The organism is Mycobacterium sp. 852002-53434_SCH5985345 (genome assembly GCF_001667155.1).
Lineage (GTDB): Bacteria > Actinomycetota > Actinomycetes > Mycobacteriales > Mycobacteriaceae > Mycobacterium.
In genome coordinates, this window is record NZ_LZIE01000061.1 from 1 (window position 1) to 18,528 (window position 18,528).

An 18,528-nucleotide genomic window follows, 5' to 3' on the forward strand; every position below is an offset into this window, starting at 1 on the left:
GCGTGGGGGGCGTGGGGGTGACCAATCCTCTCCCTGCGCCCCCCGCGCCCCCCGCCCACCCCCCCCCCGCCGCCCCCCCCCGCCCGCCGCGCGCCCCCCCCCCCCCCCCCCCCCCCCCCCGATCCCGTTTTCCCGGCGAAGTGGCTAATACCAGTAGCGCCGGCCGGCGACTGGGCGGCCGATGGAGCCCATAATCCACAGGACGGCGCCGATGACGAGCACGACGACGCCGATTTCCCACAGCAACGGGACGCTGAATACAAACCCGAGAATAAGTAGGACTACGCCTAGGACGATCATGAGGACTCCTTTAGATGAGGGGCACTAGGACAGCAGGCATTGAACTGGGCTGCGGAACATGGCAGTCCTTGACTTTCGGGTTGACGCCCCCGTAATTCAAAGGGCCCGCGATGACGGTCAACGCGATGTTTCCCGCCGTGACACAACTGGTTGAGTCACCTTTGAAGTAATCGCGTTGCCATGCCGCAAACACCCCGATGAGCAGCCATACCAGGGCAATGGTGCCGATGATTCCGCTGCCACGCATGGTGACCTCCAATGTGCTCGAGAAAAATTTCTCGTGGACGATAGTTACCCATTCGACTTGTGTCTAAACATTGGCGACGGGTGAATTCGGCAGTGTGCCAGCGAAGCCCGGGGGACTAAGCGCGGTCGGCGAGCCACGCCGCGGCCCGCCTCTTCGACGCCCGCGAAAGCCATGCGTCCTGGATCAGCTCGGTAAGTTCCGTCCTGCCGATTTCGGGCAGCCGGGCGGCCCGCACAAGCACCGACGGATGTCCGGCAAAGTGGTCGGTGGTGAAGAACGGCGAATCGGGATCCTGGGTGAGCGCCAGCTTGTCGCTCTCCGACTCCACCCAGAACATGATCACGTCGGCATAGCGCTCGCCGGTGTCCGGATCGGTCGCGTCGGGCTGCGGCGTGCGAAAGAACACAAACGACTTACCGCCCACCTGATAGATGGCGTTGCCCTTCGGACCCTCGAGGCGCTGGACGTGCGGCATCGACGCGGCGATCTCGTGTACGTCGCTTAGCCGCGCGGGTCGATCGGCCACACCGCGAGGGTAGCGGCGCTGACGCCCTACCCGCTCCGCCGCGCGGACACGTACAGCGTGGGCGGCATCGTGTGTTCCGCGTCCTGCGCAACGTTGCGACCGTAACGAGCCATCAACTCCGAAAACGTCGCCGTGGCGACGTCCCACCCCCGGTCCCGCAGCCAGCCGTCGACGGGGGTGCGCTCTTCGGGATACCAGAGGTCGTCGTAGTCGGTGATCTCGGAGTCGACCAGCTTGGCGGCCGCGGCCCGCATGCGCTGCATGTCCTCGCGCTGGCGCCGGACGAGCTCCGGATCGGTGAAGCCCGCGCCCGGCACGTTCGAAGCCAGCCAGCTGCCGTCCGCGCTGAACGAATGGATGCGCTCGAACAACAGGTCCTGGGCCTGCGCGGGCAGGTAACGGACCAGACCCTCGGCCGACCAGGCTGCGGGCTTGGTCGCGTCAAATCCAGCCTCCTGCAAGGCTTTCGGCCAATCCTGCCGGAGATCGATCGGCACGTTCACCAGTCGTGCCTTCGGCTGGGCGCCGTGCTCGCGCAGCGTGTTGGATTTGAAGTCCAGCACCTTGGGCTGATCCAGCTCGTAGACGACCGTGCCGTCGGGCCATGGCAGGCGCCAGGTGCGCGCGTCCAACCCGGCGGCCAAAATCACCACTTGCCGGACGCCGGAGTCGGCCGCGTTTAGGAAGAACTCGTCGAAAAACGCTGTCCGCGTGGCCATGAAGTCGATCATCAGCTGGATGCGCGTGCCCACCTCGGGCTCCAGCTCCACCGCCTTGGCCAGGAGTGCGGGGTCGGCGTAGATGCTCCACATGCCTTCGCCGGCCGCGTCGACGAACACGCGCGCAAACGGGTCGCTGATGAGCGGGGCGGGGCTCTCGGTCTCGGCGGCCCGCGCCGCCGCGACACCCAGTGCGGTGGCTCCCACGCTTTGGGTGATGTCCCAGGAATCGTTGTCGGTACGCGGCATCGCCAGTCCCCTTCACGCGCGAGTCAGTTAGTTCCGCACACTATTGTTCCAGCCTCCGCCGCCCGGGGCCGCTTCCCGGCGGTGGCCTACGCTTTTTCCCAGACGGCCCACAGGGTTGCAGAGGAGCGCTGGCATGACGGAAGTGGTTGCCCCGATCGGCAAGGGCCGCACGTGGACGCCGTGAACCTGGACGCCGTCGCGGCGTGGATGTCCGAGCAGGGACTCGGCGAAGGCCCGTTAGAGGACGTCTCCCCCGTCACCGGCGGCACCCAGAACGTCATGCTGCGGTTCAGCCGCGCCGGCCGCCCTTATGTGCTGCGACGCGGGCCGCGGCACCTGCGCCCGCGCAGCAACAGCGTCATCCTGCGGGAAACGAAAGTCCTTGCCGCCCTGGCAGATTCCGACGTACCTCGCCCGCACCTGATCGCCGTCTGCGAAGACCCCGCCGTCCTGGGTGACGCCGTCTTCTACCTGATGGACCCGATCGACGGGTTCAACGCCGGCGAGGGACTGCCGCCGCTGCATGCGGGCGATGCCGGCGTGCGGCACGGAATGGGCCTCTCGATGGCCGATGCGCTGGCCAAGCTCGGCGCCGTCGACCACGTCGCGGCGGGGCTCGCCGACTTCGGCAAGCCGGAAGGCTTCCTCGAACGCCAAGTGCCGCGCTGGCTCTCGGAGCTGGACTCCTACAGCTCCTACGACGGCTACCCGGGACCGGACATCCCGGGCATCGAGGAAGTGTCGGCGTGGCTGGAGCACCATCGGCCCGCGACGTGGACGCCCGGCATCATGCACGGCGACTACCACGCCGCCAACGTGATGTTCTCCCGGACCGGGCCGGACGTGGTTGCCATCGTCGACTGGGAGATGTGCACGATCGGCGACCCACTGCTGGACCTGGGCTGGCTGCTGGCCACGTGGCGCCAGGCCGACGGTTCCAGCGTGTTCAGCCACGCCCTGGGCGGTCAGGACGGTCTGGCCGGCACCGACGAACTGTTGAAGCGCTATGCGGCCAATACCACCCGCGACTTGTCGCATATCACCTGGTACACGGTGCTGGCCTGCTTCAAGCTGGGCATCGTGATCGAGGGGACGCTCGCCCGCGCCTGCGCGGGCAAGGCCGAAAAGGAGGTCGGCGACCAGCTGCACGCGGCCACGGTGCAACTGTTCGAGCGCGCGCTTGGCCTCATCAAGAACGCGTCCTGATCCACTAACATCTCCCTTCGTGCCGCCTTACCCCGAGGAACCCGACTACTACTCCGATCCCACCCAGGCCGCAGGGTATGGCGGGTATTACGACGAGCCGGCGCCCCAGCCCGAGCCGCCGACTCCGTGGTACCGCCGCCCGGCGGCGCTGGTCGCGGCCGGCGCGGTAGGGGTGATCGTGCTTGCGCTCGTGGCGTACGCGGTGGTCAAGCTGGCGACCGGCTCCCCCACTCACAGCCCGGCAGCGACGACTACGACCACCGCGCCGACCACAACGGTGACCACCACCACGACCACGGAGGCGCCGCGGCACCACGGTGGTGGCGGCGGTGGCGGCGGCGTCCCGACCGAGACCGTCACCGAGACGGCCCCGCCACCGAGCTCCGACACCCCCACCACAACGGAACCGCCGAGCACCGTTACGGTCTCGCCGAGCACCGACACCAGCACCGTCACGCAAACCGTGACCGTGCCGCCCCGTCGCGGACCGTTCGGGGGCCCGTTCGGCGGACGCTAGCGACCAGGGGCCGTCATAGCTTGGCGCTCAACCCGGCGACCATGTTGATGGTGACCGCCAGGATTACCGCGCCAAAAAGGTAGGACAGCAGCGCATGGCGTAAAACGGTTGCGCGCAGCCGCGAGGCGTTGATCTCCGTGTCGGAGACCTGAAAGGTCATACCGACGGTGAACGCCACATAGGCGAAGTCCAGGTAACGCGGCGGATGTGGGTCGTGGAAATCGATGCCTCCGACCTCGTCGGAGTAGTAGAGGCGTGCATAGTGCGCGGTGAAAAGCGTATGCACGGCAAACCAGGACGCCACCACGGCCAGAATGCCGACGCCCGCGGCTGCGACGGCTTCGCCGCCCGAATGTGCGCCCGCCGCCACGACGTATCCCACCCCGCCGAGGCTGCCCACGCTCGCTGAGACGATGACCACGTCGGCGAGCAACCGGGTGGCGTCTTCGCGTGTCGCATGCCGGGCGGTGCGTTCTGCATCCATCGGGCCGATGATCAGCCAGCTCCACGCGACATACAGCCCCGCGGCGACAACCCAGCCGAGCAGAGCGAACCTCCAACCGACTGACCCAGCGATGACGACTGCCACCGCCGTTCCGGCCATCAAGGCAACGAAGAGCCGCACCGCGACGGTGTCGCGGAGGAAGCGCACATAGGAGGTCACAGGTCGACTTAAGCAGACGCCCCGAATGCGACCGGTCGGAAGAGGTCCCCAGCTAACACGCTGGGCCACGATTTCAAAAGCGCGCCCGAAGGGATTCGAACCCCTAACCTTCTGATCCGTAGTCAGATGCTCTATCCGTTGAGCTACGGGCGCCCGTGTTCAGTTGTCTTGCGTCGTGTTCCTTGAAAAGACCCAGCGGAGGCGAGAGGATTTGAACCTCCGGTCCCCTTTGAGGGGGACAACTCATTAGCAGTGAGCCCCATTCGGCCGCTCTGGCACGCCTCCCTTGGACTGTTTGAGGGTACCCGACCCCTTTCCGGTCTCGCGGAACCGGCCATAGCGTACACATCCGCGACATAAACTGTCGAAGTGACCGCTCGCCTGCGTCCCGAACTGGCCGGATTGCCAGTCTATGTGCCCGGCAAGAACGTGCCGGGCTCGATCAAGCTGGCCAGCAACGAGACCGTGTACGGTCCGCTGCCCAGCGTGCGGGCGGCGATCGAGCGCGCCGTCGCCGTCGTGAACCGCTATCCGGACAACGCCAGCGTGGACCTCAAGGCGGCGTTGGCGATGCACCTTGGCTCCAACGTCGCACCGGAGCACATCGCGGTCGGCAGCGGTTCGGTCACCTTGTGCCAGCAGCTCGTGCAGATCACCGCATCCGCCGGCGACGAGGTGATGATGGGCTGGCGCAGCTTCGAGTGCTACCTGCCCATCGTCCAGGTTTCCGGCGCGACCGCGGTCAAAGTGCCGCTGGCCGACCACACGCACGACCTCGACGCCATGCTCGCCGCGATCACCGACCGCACCCGGCTGATCTTCGTCTGCAACCCGAACAATCCGACGTCCACGGTGGTCGATCCGGACGCCCTGGCCCGATTCATCGAGGCCGTGCCGCCGCACATCCTGATCGCCATCGACGAGGCCTACGTCGAATACATCCGCGATGGCATGCTGCCCAACAGCTTGGAGCTCGCGCTATCCCGCAGCAACGTCGTTGTGCTGCGGACCTTTTCAAAGGCGTACGGCCTGGCGGGCTTGCGCGTCGGTTATGCGATCGGCCACCCCGACCTGATCACCGCGCTGGACAAGGTGGTCATGCCGTTCGCCGTGACGAACGTCGCCCAGGCGGCCGCCATCGCGTCGCTGGAGGCATCCCACGAGCTGGCGGCCCGCACCGATGCTCTGGTGGCCGAGCGCACCCGGGTCAGCGCCGGGTTACGCGACGCCGGGTTCGCCCTGCCCCCCTCGCAGGCCAACTTCGTCTGGCTGCCGCTGGGTGCCCGTACGGCGGACTTCACCGAGCAGGCCGCCGACGCGCGGCTGATCGTGCGACCGTTCGCCGGCGAGGGCGTGCGCATCACCATCGGTGCGGTGGAGGAGAATGACGCTCTGTTGCACTTCGCCCGCGAGTGGATTTCCCGCACCGAAACGTAAGGAGTGGTCCGTTGGACTTGGCGCGCAAACTGTTCACCGAGTTCAAGGAACGCGGCGGCGACATTCCCGACAGCGAACTCGACGACTTCTGGGCCAGCCTCGAACCCGCGACGATCGAGGGGATGCTCGGCGAGTGGAAGGGCGGCGAGTTCCGCACCGGCCACAGGATGAACGGTCAGCTGGAGAAGGCGGGCTGGTTCGGCAAGACCTTCCAGTCCGCCCGCGACGTGCAGCCGCTGGTCTGCCTCGACGCCGACGGCAACAAGTTCTCGAACAAGGAGATGGGCAAGGGCGAGGCCAGCCTCTGGCTCGAAGAGTTCCGCGGGGAGGTCACCGCGACGATGGTCTACGACGGCCAGCCCGTGCACGACCATTTCAAGAAGATCGACGACGACGCCGTGATGGGCATCATGAACGGCAAGGGCGTCCGGGACAACGGCCGGTACTACTACTTCTACCTCGAACGGGTCTAGCGGCTAAGCCTTCGGGTGTGCGGCTGGCCGCACATTCGGCGACCCGTGTGCGGCTGGACGCACACTCGCGACCAGTTTGAACTCACGGCTTTGAGTGTGCGTTCACGCCGGGCGCGGCCGCCCTGGCGTCACACTCAACAAAAGGGCGAGCGTCAGCGGGCCAGGTTGCGGCCGGTGAACGCGACCAATTGCTCGAGCGCTCCGGCGTCCTCGGGCACGTCCACCGGATCGTCAAACCCGGCACCGCCCCGCAGCTCCGGCCTGATGACCTTGCGGGCCAGCCCCAACACATACTCGGACAGCGGTTCGGGCGCGTCGATCTCGTGTCCCACGGCGGCGGCGTAATCCCAAGCGTGGACCAGGAATTCGATCGACAGGACGGCGCACGCACTCTTGGCGGGCATCTCGCCCTTGCCGAACGGCACGGACCCGTCCAGGCCGTGGCGGTGCCAGGCGTCCAGCGCGGGCCGAGCGGCGGCGACCACCTGGCGTTCCACCGAATCGCTTTGGTCGCGCTCCGGGATCTCCGCGCCGACCATGCCGCCCAGAGCCGTGATCGAGTTCATCAGGTGATCGGTCAGCTGCGCGACGTCGAACTCCGCACACGGCGTCTGCTGCGACAGGTCGTCGGCCGCGATGGTGTGCAGCACCCGCTGCAATACCCCGAGCGTGTCCTCGGCGCTGTGCAGTTCGTCGGTGGGCGGTGAATGCGGTCCGGGTCGCAAGTCGGGAGCCATATTCGCCACGCTACGGTCTCGATATGGCGCAAGCATACGAATCGGTCACCGTCGAGACGAAAGACCACGTCGCCCAGGTGACGCTGATCGGGCCGGGCAAGGGCAATGCGATGGGACCGGCCTTCTGGTCGGAGATGCCGGAGCTGTTCGCGGCGCTGGACGCCGACCCCGAGGTGCGCGCGATCGTGCTGACCGGGTCGGGCAAGAACTTCAGCTATGGCCTGGACGTGCCCGCGATGGGCGGTTCGTTCACCCCGCTGCTGTCCGGTGACGCGCTGGCCGGCCCGCGCGCGGTGTTCCACCGCGAGGTCAAACGCATGCAGGGCGCCATCACCGCCGTCGCGGACTGCCGGACCCCGACCATCGCCGCGGTGCACGGCTGGTGCATCGGCGGCGGCGTCGACCTCATCTCCGCGGTCGACATCCGCTACGCCAGCGCCGACGCCAAGTTCTCGGTGCGCGAGGTCAAGCTCGCCATCGTCGCCGACGTCGGCAGCCTGGCCCGCCTGCCGTACATCCTGAACGACGGGCACCTGCGCGAACTCGCGCTGACCGGCAAGGACATCGACGCGGCCCGGGCCGAGAAGATCGGCCTGGTCAACAACGTGTACGACGACGCCGACGCCACGCTGGCCGCCGCACACGCCACCGCGGCCGAGATCGCCGCCAACCCGCCGCTGGCCGTGCACGGCATCAAGGACGTCCTCGACCAGCAGCGCATCGCCGCGGTGTCGGAGAGCCTGCGCTACGTCGCCGCCTGGAACGCCGCCTTCCTGCCCTCCAAGGACCTGACCGAGGGCATCGCGGCGACATTCGAGAAGCGCCCGCCGCGGTTCACCGGGGAGTAATCCGGCGCCACGTACCCTCGCTGAGGTGACACCAGACGGCAGAATCCGCGTCCCGGCCGACCTGGACGCCGTGACGACGATCGGCGACGAAGACCACTCGGAAATCGACAGCGCCGCCGTCGAGCGGATCTGGGGGGCGGCCCGGCACTGGTACCAGGGCGGCTTCCACCCCGCCATCCAGCTGTGCATCCGCCGGCACGGGCGCGTCGTGCTCAACCGCGCGATCGGCCACGGGTGGGGCAACGCGCCGAGCGACCCGCCCGACGCCGAGAAGATCGCCGTCACTCCGGACACGCCGTTCTGCGTCTACTCGGCGGCCAAGGGAATGGCGGCGACCGTGGTGCACATGCTCGTCGAGCGTGGCGTCTTCTCACTCGACGACCGCGTCTGCGACTACATCCCCACCTTCACCAGTCACGGCAAGCATCGGATCACCATCCGGCACGTCATGACCCACAGCGCCGGACTTCCCTTCCCGACCGGACCCAAGCCGGACGTCAAACGCGCGGACGACCACGAGTACGCGCAGCAAAAGCTGGGCGAGCTGCGCCCCCTCTACCGGCCGGGGCTGGTGCACATCTACCACGCGCTGACCTGGGGCCCACTCGTGCGCGAGATCGTTTACGCGGCCACCGGCAAGGAGATTCGCGAGATCCTCGCCACGGAGATCCTCGACCCGCTCGGCTTCCGCTGGACCAACTTCGGTGTCGCCGAGGAGGACCTGCCCTTGGTCGCGCCGAGCCACGCGACCGGCCGCCCGTTGCCGCCGGTCGTCGCGCAGATCTTCCGCAAGGCGATCGGCGGGACCGTGCACGAGATGATCCCGATCACCAACACCCCCATGTTTCTCACGACCATCATCCCGTCGTCCAACACGGTGTCTACCGCACACGAGATGTCGCGGTTCGCCGAAATCTGGCGTCGCGGTGGAAATCTCGACGGCGTGCGGGTGATGAGCCCGGAGACGATGTACGGCGCGATCAAGGAATGCCGGCGATTGCGACCGGATTTCGCGGTAGGGCTGCAACCGGCCCGGTGGGGCACCGGCTTCATTCTCGGAACGAACCGGTGGGGGCCGTTCGGGCTCAACTCGCCGCACGCGTTCGGCAATCTCGGCCTGGTCAACATCGCGATCTGGGCCGACCCGGCGCGCGGCCTGGCGGCCGGCGTAGTCAGCAGCGGCAAGCCCGGGCGCGACCCGGAAGCCAAGCGCTACACCGCCCTGATGGACACGATCACCGCCGAGATCCCCACCGGTTGAGGGCGCCCGCCGGTGGGAACACTGCCGCCATGGCTACCTACCGAGTGCTCAACCCGAAGGGCGACGTCGTCGCGACGAAGGACATCGAAAGCGCCGATAAGGCGCACGCGTGGTTCGCCGATGAGGCGGTCGAAGGCAACGAACTGGGCTGGCGCATGGAAGTCGAAGCCGACGGCGAATGGCGCTTCTTCGACAGCAGCGAAGGCGATCGCAGCTACTAGCGTTTGCGGCCCGCCTCGTCGAGCACCCAAAGACATGGACTCTGAACGCTTCCGCAAGCTGCTAGAGGCCCCCGCGCCATTCGCGTCGGTCTACTTCGACTACTCGCACGACACCCACGACGCCGAAGCTCAGCTCGACCTCAAATGGCGGGCGCTGAGGGAAGACCCGGGAACGGCAGGGCGCCTCGGCGGCGGTGGCCGAGGGAATCGGCCGTGCCGTACAGCATTTGCGCCCGCCGATCGGCCGCAGTGGGCGCGGCGTGGTGGCGGGCTGAGACCTGCGGTGGCGGAGGGATTTGAACCCCCGGACGGTGTTAGCCGTCTCTCGCTTTCAAGGCGAGTGCATTAGGCCGCTCTGCCACGCCACCACGAGTAAGGGTAGCGGGGGTCGGTAGCGTGGCCACCATGCGCGCCATCGTCGCCGAATCCCCCGATCAGCTGTCCTGGCAAGACGTCCCGGACGTTTCCGCCGGGCCCGGCGAGGTGCTGATCAAGGTCACCGCGGCCGGCGTGAACCGCGCCGACCTGCTGCAGGCCGCCGGCAAATACCCACCGCCGCCGGGCGCCAGCGACATCATCGGCATGGAGGTGTCGGGCGTCGTCGCCGAAACCGGCGAGGACGTCGCGGATTGGCCGGTGGGACAACAGGTTTGCGCGCTGCTGGCCGGCGGCGGATACGCCGAGTACGTCGCCGTTCCCGCCGGTCAGGTGATGCCGATTCCCGCCCGTGTCGACCTCGTCGACGCGGCCGGGCTGCCGGAAGTCGCCTGCACGGTGTGGTCCAACCTGGTGCTGACCGCCCACCTCGGCACGGGGCAGCTACTGCTGGTGCACGGCGGCGCCAGCGGGATCGGCAGCCACGCGATCCAGGTTGCGCGGGCGCTGGGCGCCCGGGTGGCCGTCACGGCCGGGTCGGCGGAGAAGCTGGAATTCTGCCGCGAGCTGGGCGCCGAGATCACCATCAACTACCGCGACGAGGACTTCGTCGAGCGGCTCCAGCAAAGCGGCGGCGCCGACGTGATCCTGGACATCATGGGCGCCGCCTACCTGGACCGCAATGTCGACGCCCTGGCGACGGACGGGCAGCTGGTCATCATCGGCATGCAGGGCGGCATCAAGGGCGAGCTCAACATCGCCAAGCTGCTCGGCAAGCGCGCGCGGGTCATCGGCACCACGCTGCGCGCCCGACCGGTGACCGGCCCGAACAGCAAGACGGAGATCGTGCAGGCGGTGATCGGCTCCGTGTGGCCGATGATCGCCGAGGGGCGCGTCCGGCCGATCATCGGCGCCCGCATGCCCATCCAGCAGGCCGGGGAGGCACATCAACAGCTGACGGCAAGCAAGGTGACCGGGAAGATCGTGCTGACGATCTAGCGGCGACGAAAAGCCTCAGCCCAGCGACGCCAGCGCGCGGACCAACTGGTCCACCTCGGCCGTCGTCGAATAATGCGCCAACCCGATGGTGACGGCGCCGCCGATGTCGTTGACGCCCAACACGTCGAGCGCGCGGGAGTTCTCACACGTGACGGCCAGGATCCCGTTGTCGGCCAGCCGCTGCACCACCCGCTCGGCGGGCACGCCGTTCAGGGCGAAGCTGACCACGGGGATCCGCACCTCCGGGCGGCCGATCACCATGACCAACGGCAACGACCGCAACGACACCATGAGGTAATCGAAGATCCGGTTCATGTAGAGGCTGGCCGATTGCATCGACACCGACAGGCGTTCGCGGCGGCTGCCGCGTGCGGACTCGTCGAGTGCGGCCAGGTACTCGATGCTGGCGACCACACCGGCGAGCAGACCGAACTGGTGCGCGCCGATTTCCAGGCGCGCCGCGCCGGTCGCCTTGGGGTCCGTCGAGATGGAGCTGAACGAATTGAGCAGCGCCGGATCGCGGAACACCACCGCGCCGATCGGTGGGCCGCCCCACGCCAGGGCGTTCACCGCCACCACGTCGGCGTCGCTCTCCTTCACGTCGAGCAACCGGTACGGCGCCGCCGCGGAATGGTCCACCACGACCAGTCCGCCCACGTCGTGCACCAGCTTGGTCATGGCTCGCAGGTCGGTGACCGTGCCCAGCGTCCCGGACGCGGACGCGACGGCCACCAGCCTGGTCGACTTCCCGATCAGACCCTCCCACTGCCAGGTCGGCAGCTCGCCGGTCTCGATGTCGATCTCGGCCCACTTCACCTTGGCGCCGTAGCGGTGCGCCGCCCGCAGCCAGGGGGCGATGTTGGCCTCGTCGTCGAGGCGGCTGACGACCACCTCGTAGCCCAGCCCGGCGCGCGACGAGGACGCCTCGGCCAGCGCCGACAACAGGATGGCGCGGTCGGCCCCGAGCACCACGCCCGCCGGGTCGACGTTGAACAGGTCGGCCACCGCCGCCCGCGCCGCCTCCAGGATGGCGGCGCTGCGCTGCGCCGACGGGTGAGCGCCCGCCGTCGTGGCGCTAGACCTTCGGAAGGCGGTCGAAACGGTGGTCGCGACGGAATCGGGGATGAGCATCCCGGCCGGCGCGTCGAAGTGCACCCACCCGTCACCCAGCGACGGATGCAGTCCGCGCACCCGGGCGACGTCGTATGCCATGCCAGCCACCTTAGAGCTTGCGCATTTCCGCGAAACTGTGACGTAGCGGGTGCCCGAACGCTCAAGCCGTTCCAGCCGGCCGGTGGCTTCGGAGAGGCGGGACACCCGGCCAGCCATACTAGTCCAGTGGGCCTCTGGTTCGGAACGCTGATCGCATTGTTTTTGCTGATAGCGCCCGGGGCGATCATCGCGCGAATCAGTCAGCTGAGTTGGCCTGTCGCTGTCGCGGTGGGCCCGGCGCTGACCTACGGCGCGATCGCGCTGGCGATCATCCCGTTCGGTGCGGTTGGAATCCCGTGGAACGGCTGGACCGCGCTGGCGACGCTGGTCGCGGTGTGTCTGGTGATGACGGTCCTGCAGCTGCTGGTCGGCCGCTACCGCGACACCGAGGCCGAAGCCCGCGGGATCGGCCGCTGGCCGGCGGTGACGGTGGCGGCCGGGGTGCTGCTCGGGTCGCTGCTGATCATGTGGGCGGCGCACCGCGGTTTGGCCGCCCATTGGCAGACCATCCCCAGCACCTGGGACGCGGTCTGGCACGCCAACGAGGTGCGGTTCATCCTCGACACCGGGCAGGCGTCGTCGACGCACATGGGCGAGTTACGCAACGTCGAAACGCACCAGACGCTGTACTACCCGTCGGTGTTCCACGCGTGGGTGGCGGTGTTCTGCCAACTCACCGGGGCGGCGCCCACCACCGGCTACACGCTGAGCTCGGTGGCGGCGTCGGTGTGGCTGTTCCCGACCAGCGCGGCGATGCTGGCCTGGCGGCTGCTGCGCGGCAGCTGGTGTGAATGGCGCACCGCCGCCGCGGCCGCGACCACCGCCGCGCTGTCGGCGTCGTTCACCGCCCTTCCCTACGTCGAGTTCGGCGTCGCCGCGATGCCCAATCTGGCCGCCTACGGGGTCGTGGTACCGACGTTCGTGCTGATCGCCTCGACGCTGCGGCACCGCGACCGCATCCCGGTGGCGGTGCTGGCCTTCGTGGGGGTGATGTCTGTCCACCTGACCGGCGGATTCATCGTCGTGCTGTTCGTGGTGGCCTGGTGGCTGCTGGACGTGCTGTGGCGTCCGGTGCGCGGCCGGGTCGCCGATGTCGTGACGCTCGCGGGCGTGACGGCGGCCACCGGGCTGATCCTGTTGCCACAGTTCATCAGCGTGCGGCAGCAGGAAGACATCATCGCCGGGCACTCGTTCCTGACCCACCTCAGCAAGAAGCGGGGCCTGTTCGACGCCGTCTTCCAGCACTCGCGTCATCTCAACGACTTCCCGTACCAGTACGGGCTCATGTCGCTGGCGATCCTCGGCGGGATCATCTTCGCTTACAAGAGGATCTGGTGGCCGCTGGCGGTCTGGCTGCTGTTGGTGGTGGTGGACGTCGACGCGGGCACACCGCTGGGCGGCCCGCTCGGCGCGGTAGCCGGCGCGTTCGGAGAGTTCTTCTACAAGGACCCGCGTCGGATCTCGGCGGCCATCACTCTGCTGCTGCAACCGATGGCCGGCGTCGCATTGTTCGTGATCGTCGCGGGAGTGGTCGCCGGGGCCAAGCGAGTCGCCGACCGGTCCAAACCGCTACCCGCGCCGGTCTGGACCGCGGCCACGGCCGTCCTGCTGCTGGCGACGACGGTATTCACCGCCCGCCACTATTTCTATCGACACCTGGTCCTGTTCGGCGACAAGTACGACTCGGTGATGATCGACCAACGCGACCTGATGGCGATGGCCTACCTGTCCACGCTTCCGGGCGCGCACACCACCGTGATCGGCAACGCCAACACCGACGGCACCGCGTGGATGTACGCGGTCGCCGACCTGCACCCGCTGTGGACCCACTACGACTACCCCCAGCAAATGGGCCCCGGACCCAACCGATACATCTTCTGGGCCGGCGCCCGCAAGGGAGAGTCCGATCCGCGGGTGGTCGAGGCGATCAAAGCGCTCAATATCCGGTACATCTACACCAGCACACCGACGGTCCGGGGCTTCGCCGTGCCCGACGGACTAGTCTCACTGGATAAATCGAAGTCGTGGGCGCTGATCTACGACAATGGTGGAGCCCGAATCTACGAATGGCGCGGAAACGGCGCGGCGCCGCACTCTTAGTGCGCAAAAGGATGGTGATGGATTGACTACCCGCAACGACGACGATGGCATCGAGATCATCGGCGGCGGCGACCCGCGGATGACGGCGGTATCGGAGGACGACTCCGACGAGCGCTCCCTGACCGATCTGGTTGAGCAGCCCGCCAAGGTGATGCGCATCGGGACGATGATCAAGCAACTGCTCGAGGAGGTGCGCGCCGCGCCGCTCGACGAGGCCAGCCGCAACCGACTGCGCGAGATCCACGCGACGAGCATCCGCGAACTGGAAGAGGGCCTGGCGCCGGAACTCCGCGAAGAGCTCGACCGCCTCACCCTGCCGTTCAACGAGGACGCGGCGCCCTCCGACGCGGAGTTGCGCATCGCCCAGGCCCAGTTGGTCGGCTGGCTGGAAGGGCTGTTCCACGGCATCCAGACGGCCCTGTTCGCCCAGCAGATGGCGGCCCGCGCCCAGCTGGAGAACATGCGCCAGGGCGCGCTGCCCCCCGGCGTCGGCAAGCCGGGCGCGTCCGGGCACGGTCAGTACCTGTAAGCGAAGCACGTGGCGGGTCCTCACATCGAGACGCACAACGCGTGGGTGGAATTTCCCATTTTCGACGCGAAGTCGCGCTCCCTGAAGAAAGCCTTCCTGGGCAAGGCGGGCGGCACGATCGGCCGCAACAGCTCCAACGTGGTGGTCGTCGAGGCGTTGCGCGACATCACCATGTCGCTTGAGTTGGGCGATCGGGTCGGCCTGGTCGGTCACAACGGGGCCGGGAAATCCACTCTGCTGCGCCTGCTTTCGGGCATCTACGAACCCACCAGGGGCTGGGCGAAGGTCACCGGCCGGGTCGCACCGGTCTTCGATCTGGGCGTCGGCATGGACCCGGAGATCTCCGGTTACGAGAACATCATCATCCGCGGGCTGTTCCTCGGGCAGACCCGCAAGCAGATGCTGGCCAAGGTGGACGAGATCGCCGAGTTCACCGAGCTGGGTGACTACCTGTCGATGCCGCTGCGCACCTACTCCACCGGCATGCGGGTACGGCTCGCGATGGGCGTCGTCACCAGCATCGACCCGGAGATACTGCTGCTCGACGAGGGCATCGGCGCGGTGGACGCCGACTTCCTGAAGAAGGCGCAGTCGCGGCTGCAGGGCTTGGTGGAGCGGTCCGGAATCCTGGTGTTCGCCAGCCATTCCAACGAGTTCCTGGCCCGGTTGTGCAAGACCGCGATGTGGATCGACCACGGAGTCATCCGCCAGGCCGGCGACATCGAAGACGTGGTGCGCGCCTACGAGGGCGAGGACGCGGCCCGCCACGTGCGCGAAGTACTGGAGGAGACCCGGCCGCAGGGCCGTACCGACGAACCGCTGGCGCAGAGCGCATCCGGGGATGAGTGAATCCATCATCGCCGTGGTGGTCACGCACCGGCGCGCCGACGAACTCGCCAAGTCGCTGGACGCGCTCAGCGCGCAGACCCGGCCGCCAGATCAGCTGATCGTCGTCGACAACGACGGTGGCGCGGATGCCCGCATCCGCGAATTGGTTGCCGCCCAACCGATCTCGACGACCTACCTGCCCTCCCGCCGAAATCTCGGCGGTGCGGGTGGTTTCGCGCTCGGCATGCTGCACGCGCTGGCGCAGGGCGCCGACTGGGTATGGCTGGCCGACGACGACGGTCGCCCGCAAGACTCCCGGGTGCTGGCCACGCTCCTGGCCTGCGCCGAGAAGCATGGCCTGGCCGAAGTATCGCCGATGGTGTGCAACTCCGACGACCCGGAACGGCTGGCGTTCCCGTTGCGCCGTGGCCTGGTATGGCGCAGGCGCGCTGACGAATTGCGCACCGAAGCGGGACAAGACCTGTTGCCCGGGATCGCGTCGCTGTTCAACGGCGCGCTGTTCCGGGCGGCCACCCTGGATGCAGTCGGCGTCCCGGACATGCGGCTGTTCATCCGCGGCGACGAGGTGGAGTTGCACCGCAGGCTGGTTCGGTCCGGCCTGCCATTCGGCACCTGCCTGGACGCGATCTACTTGCATCCCTGCGGATCCGACGAGTTCCGCCCGATCCTGGGCGGCCGCATGCACACCCAGTACCCCGACAATCCGACGAAGCGGTTCTACACCTACCGCAACCGCGGCTACCTGCTGTCACAGCCGGGCCTGCGCAAGCTGCTGGTCCAGGAGTGGGTCCGGTTCGGCTGGTACTTCCTGATCACCCGCCGCGACCCCAAGGGGCTGGCCGAGTGGATTCGGTTGCGCCGCTTGGGGCGTCGGGAGCAGTTCGGCAAACCGGGAGGCTCCACTTGACATTCATCGACGCCGCCGCCCAGTCGCGGACCTTCACCCGCGCCCGGGGCGATCTGGTCGCGGGCTTCCGTCGGCACGAGTTGTGGCTGCACCTGGGCTGGCAGGACATCAAGCAGCGCTACCGCCGCTCGGTGCTGGGGCCGTTCTGGATCACCATCGCGACCGGCACCACCGCCGTCGCCATGGGTGGCCTGTACTCCAAGCTGTTTCACCTCGAGCTCTCCGTGCACCTGCCGTACGTCACGCTCGGGCTGATCATCTGGAACCTCATCAACGCGGCCATCCTCGAGGGTGCCGACGTCTTCGTCGCCAACGAGGGACTGATCAAGCAGCTACCGACGCCGCTGTCGGTGCACGTCTATCGGCTGGTGTGGCGGCAGATGATCTTGTTCGCGCACAACATCGTCATCTACGCCGTCATCGCGGTCATCTATCCCAAGGCGTGGTCGTGGGCGGATCTTTCGGTGATCCCGGCGCTGGGTCTGATCGTCCTCAATTGCATTTGGGTGTCACTGTGTTTCGGCATCCTGGCGACCCGCTACCGCGACATCGGCCCGCTGCTGTTCTCCGTCGTGCAGTTGCTGTTCTTCATGACGCCGATCATCTGGAACGACGACACGTTGCGGCAGCAGGGCGCGGGGCACTGGTCGAAGATCGTCGAGCTCAATCCGCTGCTGCACTACCTCGACATCGTTCGCGCGCCGCTGCTGGGCGCCCACCAGGAGCTGCGGCACTGGGCCGTGGTGGGGGTGCTGACGGTCGTCGGCTGGGTGCTGGCGGCGTTCGCGATGCGCCAGTACCGCGCCCGGGTGCCGTACTGGGTTTAGCCCTGCGACGATGCGCCGCGCACGCGGCGTGAGGAGCCGGGCAATCGATGTAGCTCACATCAGCGGGGGCAGCGGATTCAGCCAGTCCAACGAACCGTCGGTCTGCCCCTTGTATTGCGGGCAATAGGCGGACACGGAAGCGCCGACGAAGAACCCGGCTTGTCGCGCCGACAGGTTGGCCTCTTTCATCACCTTCATCGCCAGGACGCTCGATCGTTGGTTCTTGTCGAGTCCGGCGCACACGCTCCGCGCCATCGCGATCGCGGTGCCCGGGTCGTTCAGCACGATCCCGTTATCCGCAAGGGCCGCCAAGAAGGCGTCGTCGGGTGGGTCCGCCGACGCCGGGGCCGCGGAGAACAGCGCGGCAACAAACAGCAGAGCCGCCATCAGTGGCGCCCACTGCCTACGACCGACGCACATAGCTACCACGATAGGCACCGGCCACCATCGGGGACGGCTCCAAGAATTCTTTGAGGATTCCGCAAGGCGTGCCCCGGAGGCTGGGACCCATGCGCAACACCATCTTCGTCGACGGCGACCGCGTGGCCACGATGCACCGCGCCGACGCGCCACTGGGCCGCACGGCCAGGTTCCACCTGCGCAGGTTGTTCGACAACCTGCCCTGCTGCCATCGCTCATGGGCCAATCAAGGCAAACGCTTCTTCCTGCACGGCTACGAGCGGGCCTTCGACATCGAGTTCGCCTGCGCCGAAACCGAACCCGGCACCGACGCGGTGATCGGCGAGGGCACCCTCGACGAGGTCAGGACGGCACTGCGCGACCAGTTCGACCACACCACGCTGATCGCGGTCGACGACCCGCAGCGCGATCTGTTCGAGCTGCTGGCCGACCGCGGCGTCATCGATCTACGGATCATGGACGACACCGGGATGGCGGGCACGGCCGCCTGGACGTTCGAAACGGTCGAAGACATCGTCGGGCTGGCGACCGGCGGCCGGGTCTGGGTGTCCCGGATAAAGGCCCGGGAGAACCGTAACAACGTCGTCACCCTCACGGCGGGCCCCGTTTAGACGAAACACGACGCCCGCATTGCCGATGCGAGAGTATGCGTTCGTGAGCGACGCCGCGGCAATCGGCTGTGTTGGGACGTTGACCGTGGCAACCCGCGGGGACCGTGGCGCCGGCGAGGTGCTGGTCACCGTGCGGGGCGCCAAGGAGGCCTTCCTGGCGTGGTCCGACGACCCCCTGCCCAAGGGCGCCGAGGTGCTGGTGGTCGACGTCAGGGGAGCCCGGACGGTGGTCGTCGAACCCTGGCAGGGCCTCGCCTGATCCGAATTGACCGCGCGGATCGCCCGAGATACAAC

General features: G+C 67.7%; 22 protein-coding genes, 3 tRNA genes and 2 pseudogenes. 16 read left to right on the forward strand and 11 right to left on the reverse strand.

Annotated elements, in window-relative coordinates:
* Positions 1-144 precede the first annotated feature (144 nt).
* The 4 genes from A5756_RS26260 to A5756_RS14430 all read right to left on the reverse strand — a co-directional run bounded on the left by A5756_RS26260 (position 145) and on the right by A5756_RS14430 (position 2,041).
* Positions 145-300 carry a DUF6131 family protein gene (locus tag A5756_RS26260; protein ID WP_090419013.1) on the reverse strand — a complete coding sequence of 52 codons (156 nt, stop codon included), beginning with the start codon at positions 298-300 and terminating at the stop codon, positions 145-147.
* 10 nt (positions 301-310) lie between these two features.
* Positions 311-559, reverse strand: coding sequence for a hypothetical protein (locus A5756_RS14420; protein WP_066953370.1), 249 nt, complete (start codon positions 557-559; stop codon positions 311-313).
* 103 nt (positions 560-662) lie between these two features.
* The gene (locus tag A5756_RS14425) at positions 663-1,073 is read right to left on the reverse strand and encodes an MmcQ/YjbR family DNA-binding protein (RefSeq protein ID WP_066953372.1); all 411 of its coding nucleotides are present in this window, start codon (positions 1,071-1,073) and stop codon (positions 663-665) included.
* Positions 1,074-1,099: 26 nt separating this feature from the next.
* On the reverse strand, positions 1,100-2,041 hold the full coding sequence (locus tag A5756_RS14430; RefSeq protein ID WP_066953374.1) for a class I SAM-dependent methyltransferase: 942 nt from the start codon (positions 2,039-2,041) through the stop codon (positions 1,100-1,102).
* A 207-nt stretch (positions 2,042-2,248) separates the two neighbouring features.
* Here A5756_RS14430 and A5756_RS14435 point away from each other — a divergent pair, with 207 nt between their 5' ends.
* Both A5756_RS14435 and A5756_RS14440 read left to right on the forward strand, forming a co-directional pair.
* A complete protein-coding gene (locus A5756_RS14435) occupies positions 2,249-3,247 on the forward strand; it encodes a phosphotransferase family protein (protein WP_232005352.1) in 999 nt (332 codons plus the stop codon).
* A 19-nt stretch (positions 3,248-3,266) separates the two neighbouring features.
* Positions 3,267-3,764 carry a hypothetical protein gene (locus A5756_RS14440; RefSeq protein WP_066953377.1) on the forward strand — a complete coding sequence of 166 codons (498 nt, stop codon included), beginning with the start codon at positions 3,267-3,269 and terminating at the stop codon, positions 3,762-3,764.
* A 13-nt stretch (positions 3,765-3,777) separates the two neighbouring features.
* Here the strand turns inward: A5756_RS14440 and A5756_RS14445 are convergent, their stop codons facing one another.
* The 3 genes from A5756_RS14445 to A5756_RS14455 form a co-directional block, all read right to left on the reverse strand.
* Complete coding sequence (locus A5756_RS14445; RefSeq protein WP_156659533.1) at positions 3,778-4,428, reverse strand: DUF1345 domain-containing protein; 651 nt, start codon at positions 4,426-4,428, stop codon at positions 3,778-3,780.
* A gap of 80 nt (positions 4,429-4,508) precedes the next feature.
* Positions 4,509-4,581 (reverse strand) — tRNA-Arg (locus A5756_RS14450).
* Between the two features lie 43 nt (positions 4,582-4,624).
* Positions 4,625-4,713: transfer RNA gene (locus A5756_RS14455), tRNA-Ser, on the reverse strand.
* 84 nt (positions 4,714-4,797) lie between these two features.
* On the opposite strand from A5756_RS14455, the gene hisC reads away from it, so the two are divergent.
* Together hisC and A5756_RS14465 are read left to right on the forward strand one after the other, a co-directional pair.
* Positions 4,798-5,865 carry a histidinol-phosphate transaminase gene (gene hisC / locus A5756_RS14460; protein ID WP_066953379.1) on the forward strand — a complete coding sequence of 356 codons (1,068 nt, stop codon included), beginning with the start codon at positions 4,798-4,800 and terminating at the stop codon, positions 5,863-5,865.
* 11 nt (positions 5,866-5,876) lie between these two features.
* Entirely contained in the window at positions 5,877-6,338 is a 462-nt protein-coding gene (locus A5756_RS14465; protein ID WP_066953381.1) for a DUF4334 domain-containing protein, read from the forward strand.
* Between the two features lie 152 nt (positions 6,339-6,490).
* Here A5756_RS14465 and A5756_RS14470 read toward each other — a convergent pair whose 3' ends face one another.
* Complete coding sequence (locus A5756_RS14470; protein ID WP_197505418.1) at positions 6,491-7,075, reverse strand: TIGR03086 family metal-binding protein; 585 nt, start codon at positions 7,073-7,075, stop codon at positions 6,491-6,493.
* A 23-nt stretch (positions 7,076-7,098) separates the two neighbouring features.
* Here A5756_RS14470 and A5756_RS14475 point away from each other — a divergent pair, with 23 nt between their 5' ends.
* From A5756_RS14475 to A5756_RS26710, 4 genes and pseudogenes are all read left to right on the forward strand, one after another.
* Positions 7,099-7,923, forward strand: a complete 825-nt coding sequence (locus A5756_RS14475) for a crotonase/enoyl-CoA hydratase family protein (RefSeq protein WP_066953386.1) — start codon at positions 7,099-7,101, stop codon at positions 7,921-7,923.
* A 25-nt stretch (positions 7,924-7,948) separates the two neighbouring features.
* The gene (gene lipE / locus A5756_RS14480; protein WP_066953388.1) at positions 7,949-9,184 is read left to right on the forward strand and encodes a lipase LipE; all 1,236 of its coding nucleotides are present in this window, start codon (positions 7,949-7,951) and stop codon (positions 9,182-9,184) included.
* A gap of 29 nt (positions 9,185-9,213) precedes the next feature.
* A complete protein-coding gene (locus tag A5756_RS14485) occupies positions 9,214-9,405 on the forward strand; it encodes a hypothetical protein (protein WP_066953390.1) in 192 nt (63 codons plus the stop codon).
* Between the two features lie 34 nt (positions 9,406-9,439).
* Positions 9,440-9,674 (forward strand): annotated as a pseudogene (locus tag A5756_RS26710) (hypothetical protein); the annotation flags it as partial.
* Positions 9,675-9,686: 12 nt separating this feature from the next.
* On the opposite strand, the gene A5756_RS14490 reads toward A5756_RS26710, so the two are convergent.
* Positions 9,687-9,773 (reverse strand) — tRNA-Ser (locus A5756_RS14490).
* A 37-nt stretch (positions 9,774-9,810) separates the two neighbouring features.
* Here A5756_RS14490 and A5756_RS14495 point away from each other — a divergent pair.
* Positions 9,811-10,779 carry an NAD(P)H-quinone oxidoreductase gene (locus tag A5756_RS14495; RefSeq protein WP_066953602.1) on the forward strand — a complete coding sequence of 323 codons (969 nt, stop codon included), beginning with the start codon at positions 9,811-9,813 and terminating at the stop codon, positions 10,777-10,779.
* Positions 10,780-10,794: 15 nt separating this feature from the next.
* Here A5756_RS14495 and A5756_RS14500 read toward each other — a convergent pair whose 3' ends face one another.
* Positions 10,795-11,991, reverse strand: a complete 1,197-nt coding sequence (locus tag A5756_RS14500; RefSeq protein ID WP_066953392.1) for a cysteine desulfurase-like protein — start codon at positions 11,989-11,991, stop codon at positions 10,795-10,797.
* 126 nt (positions 11,992-12,117) lie between these two features.
* On the opposite strand from A5756_RS14500, the gene A5756_RS14505 reads away from it, so the two are divergent.
* The 5 genes and pseudogenes from A5756_RS14505 to A5756_RS14525 all read left to right on the forward strand — a co-directional run bounded on the left by A5756_RS14505 (position 12,118) and on the right by A5756_RS14525 (position 17,203).
* A complete protein-coding gene (locus A5756_RS14505) occupies positions 12,118-14,091 on the forward strand; it encodes a DUF6541 family protein (protein ID WP_066953394.1) in 1,974 nt (657 codons plus the stop codon).
* Positions 14,091-14,620: pseudogene (locus A5756_RS14510) on the forward strand (bacterial proteasome activator family protein). Before A5756_RS14505 ends, A5756_RS14510 begins: the two are co-directional and overlap by 1 nt.
* A gap of 9 nt (positions 14,621-14,629) precedes the next feature.
* A complete protein-coding gene (locus A5756_RS14515; RefSeq protein ID WP_066953397.1) occupies positions 14,630-15,469 on the forward strand; it encodes an ABC transporter ATP-binding protein in 840 nt (279 codons plus the stop codon).
* On the forward strand, positions 15,462-16,376 hold the full coding sequence (locus tag A5756_RS14520; protein ID WP_066953399.1) for a glycosyltransferase: 915 nt from the start codon (positions 15,462-15,464) through the stop codon (positions 16,374-16,376). Before A5756_RS14515 ends, A5756_RS14520 begins: the two co-directional genes overlap by 8 nt.
* Positions 16,373-17,203: an ABC transporter permease gene (locus A5756_RS14525; protein ID WP_066953401.1), complete on the forward strand. Its 831-nt coding sequence runs from the start codon at positions 16,373-16,375 to the stop codon at positions 17,201-17,203. Before A5756_RS14520 ends, A5756_RS14525 begins: the two co-directional genes overlap by 4 nt.
* Positions 17,204-17,257: 54 nt before the next feature.
* Here A5756_RS14525 and A5756_RS14530 read toward each other — a convergent pair whose 3' ends face one another.
* On the reverse strand, positions 17,258-17,590 hold the full coding sequence (locus tag A5756_RS14530; RefSeq protein WP_231989180.1) for a DUF732 domain-containing protein: 333 nt from the start codon (positions 17,588-17,590) through the stop codon (positions 17,258-17,260).
* A 122-nt stretch (positions 17,591-17,712) separates the two neighbouring features.
* Here A5756_RS14530 and A5756_RS14535 point away from each other — a divergent pair, with 122 nt between their 5' ends.
* Complete coding sequence (locus A5756_RS14535; RefSeq protein WP_066953405.1) at positions 17,713-18,234, forward strand: 6-carboxytetrahydropterin synthase; 522 nt, start codon at positions 17,713-17,715, stop codon at positions 18,232-18,234.
* 43 nt (positions 18,235-18,277) lie between these two features.
* A complete protein-coding gene (locus A5756_RS14540; protein ID WP_082948317.1) occupies positions 18,278-18,493 on the forward strand; it encodes a hypothetical protein in 216 nt (71 codons plus the stop codon).
* Positions 18,494-18,528 lie beyond the last annotated feature (35 nt).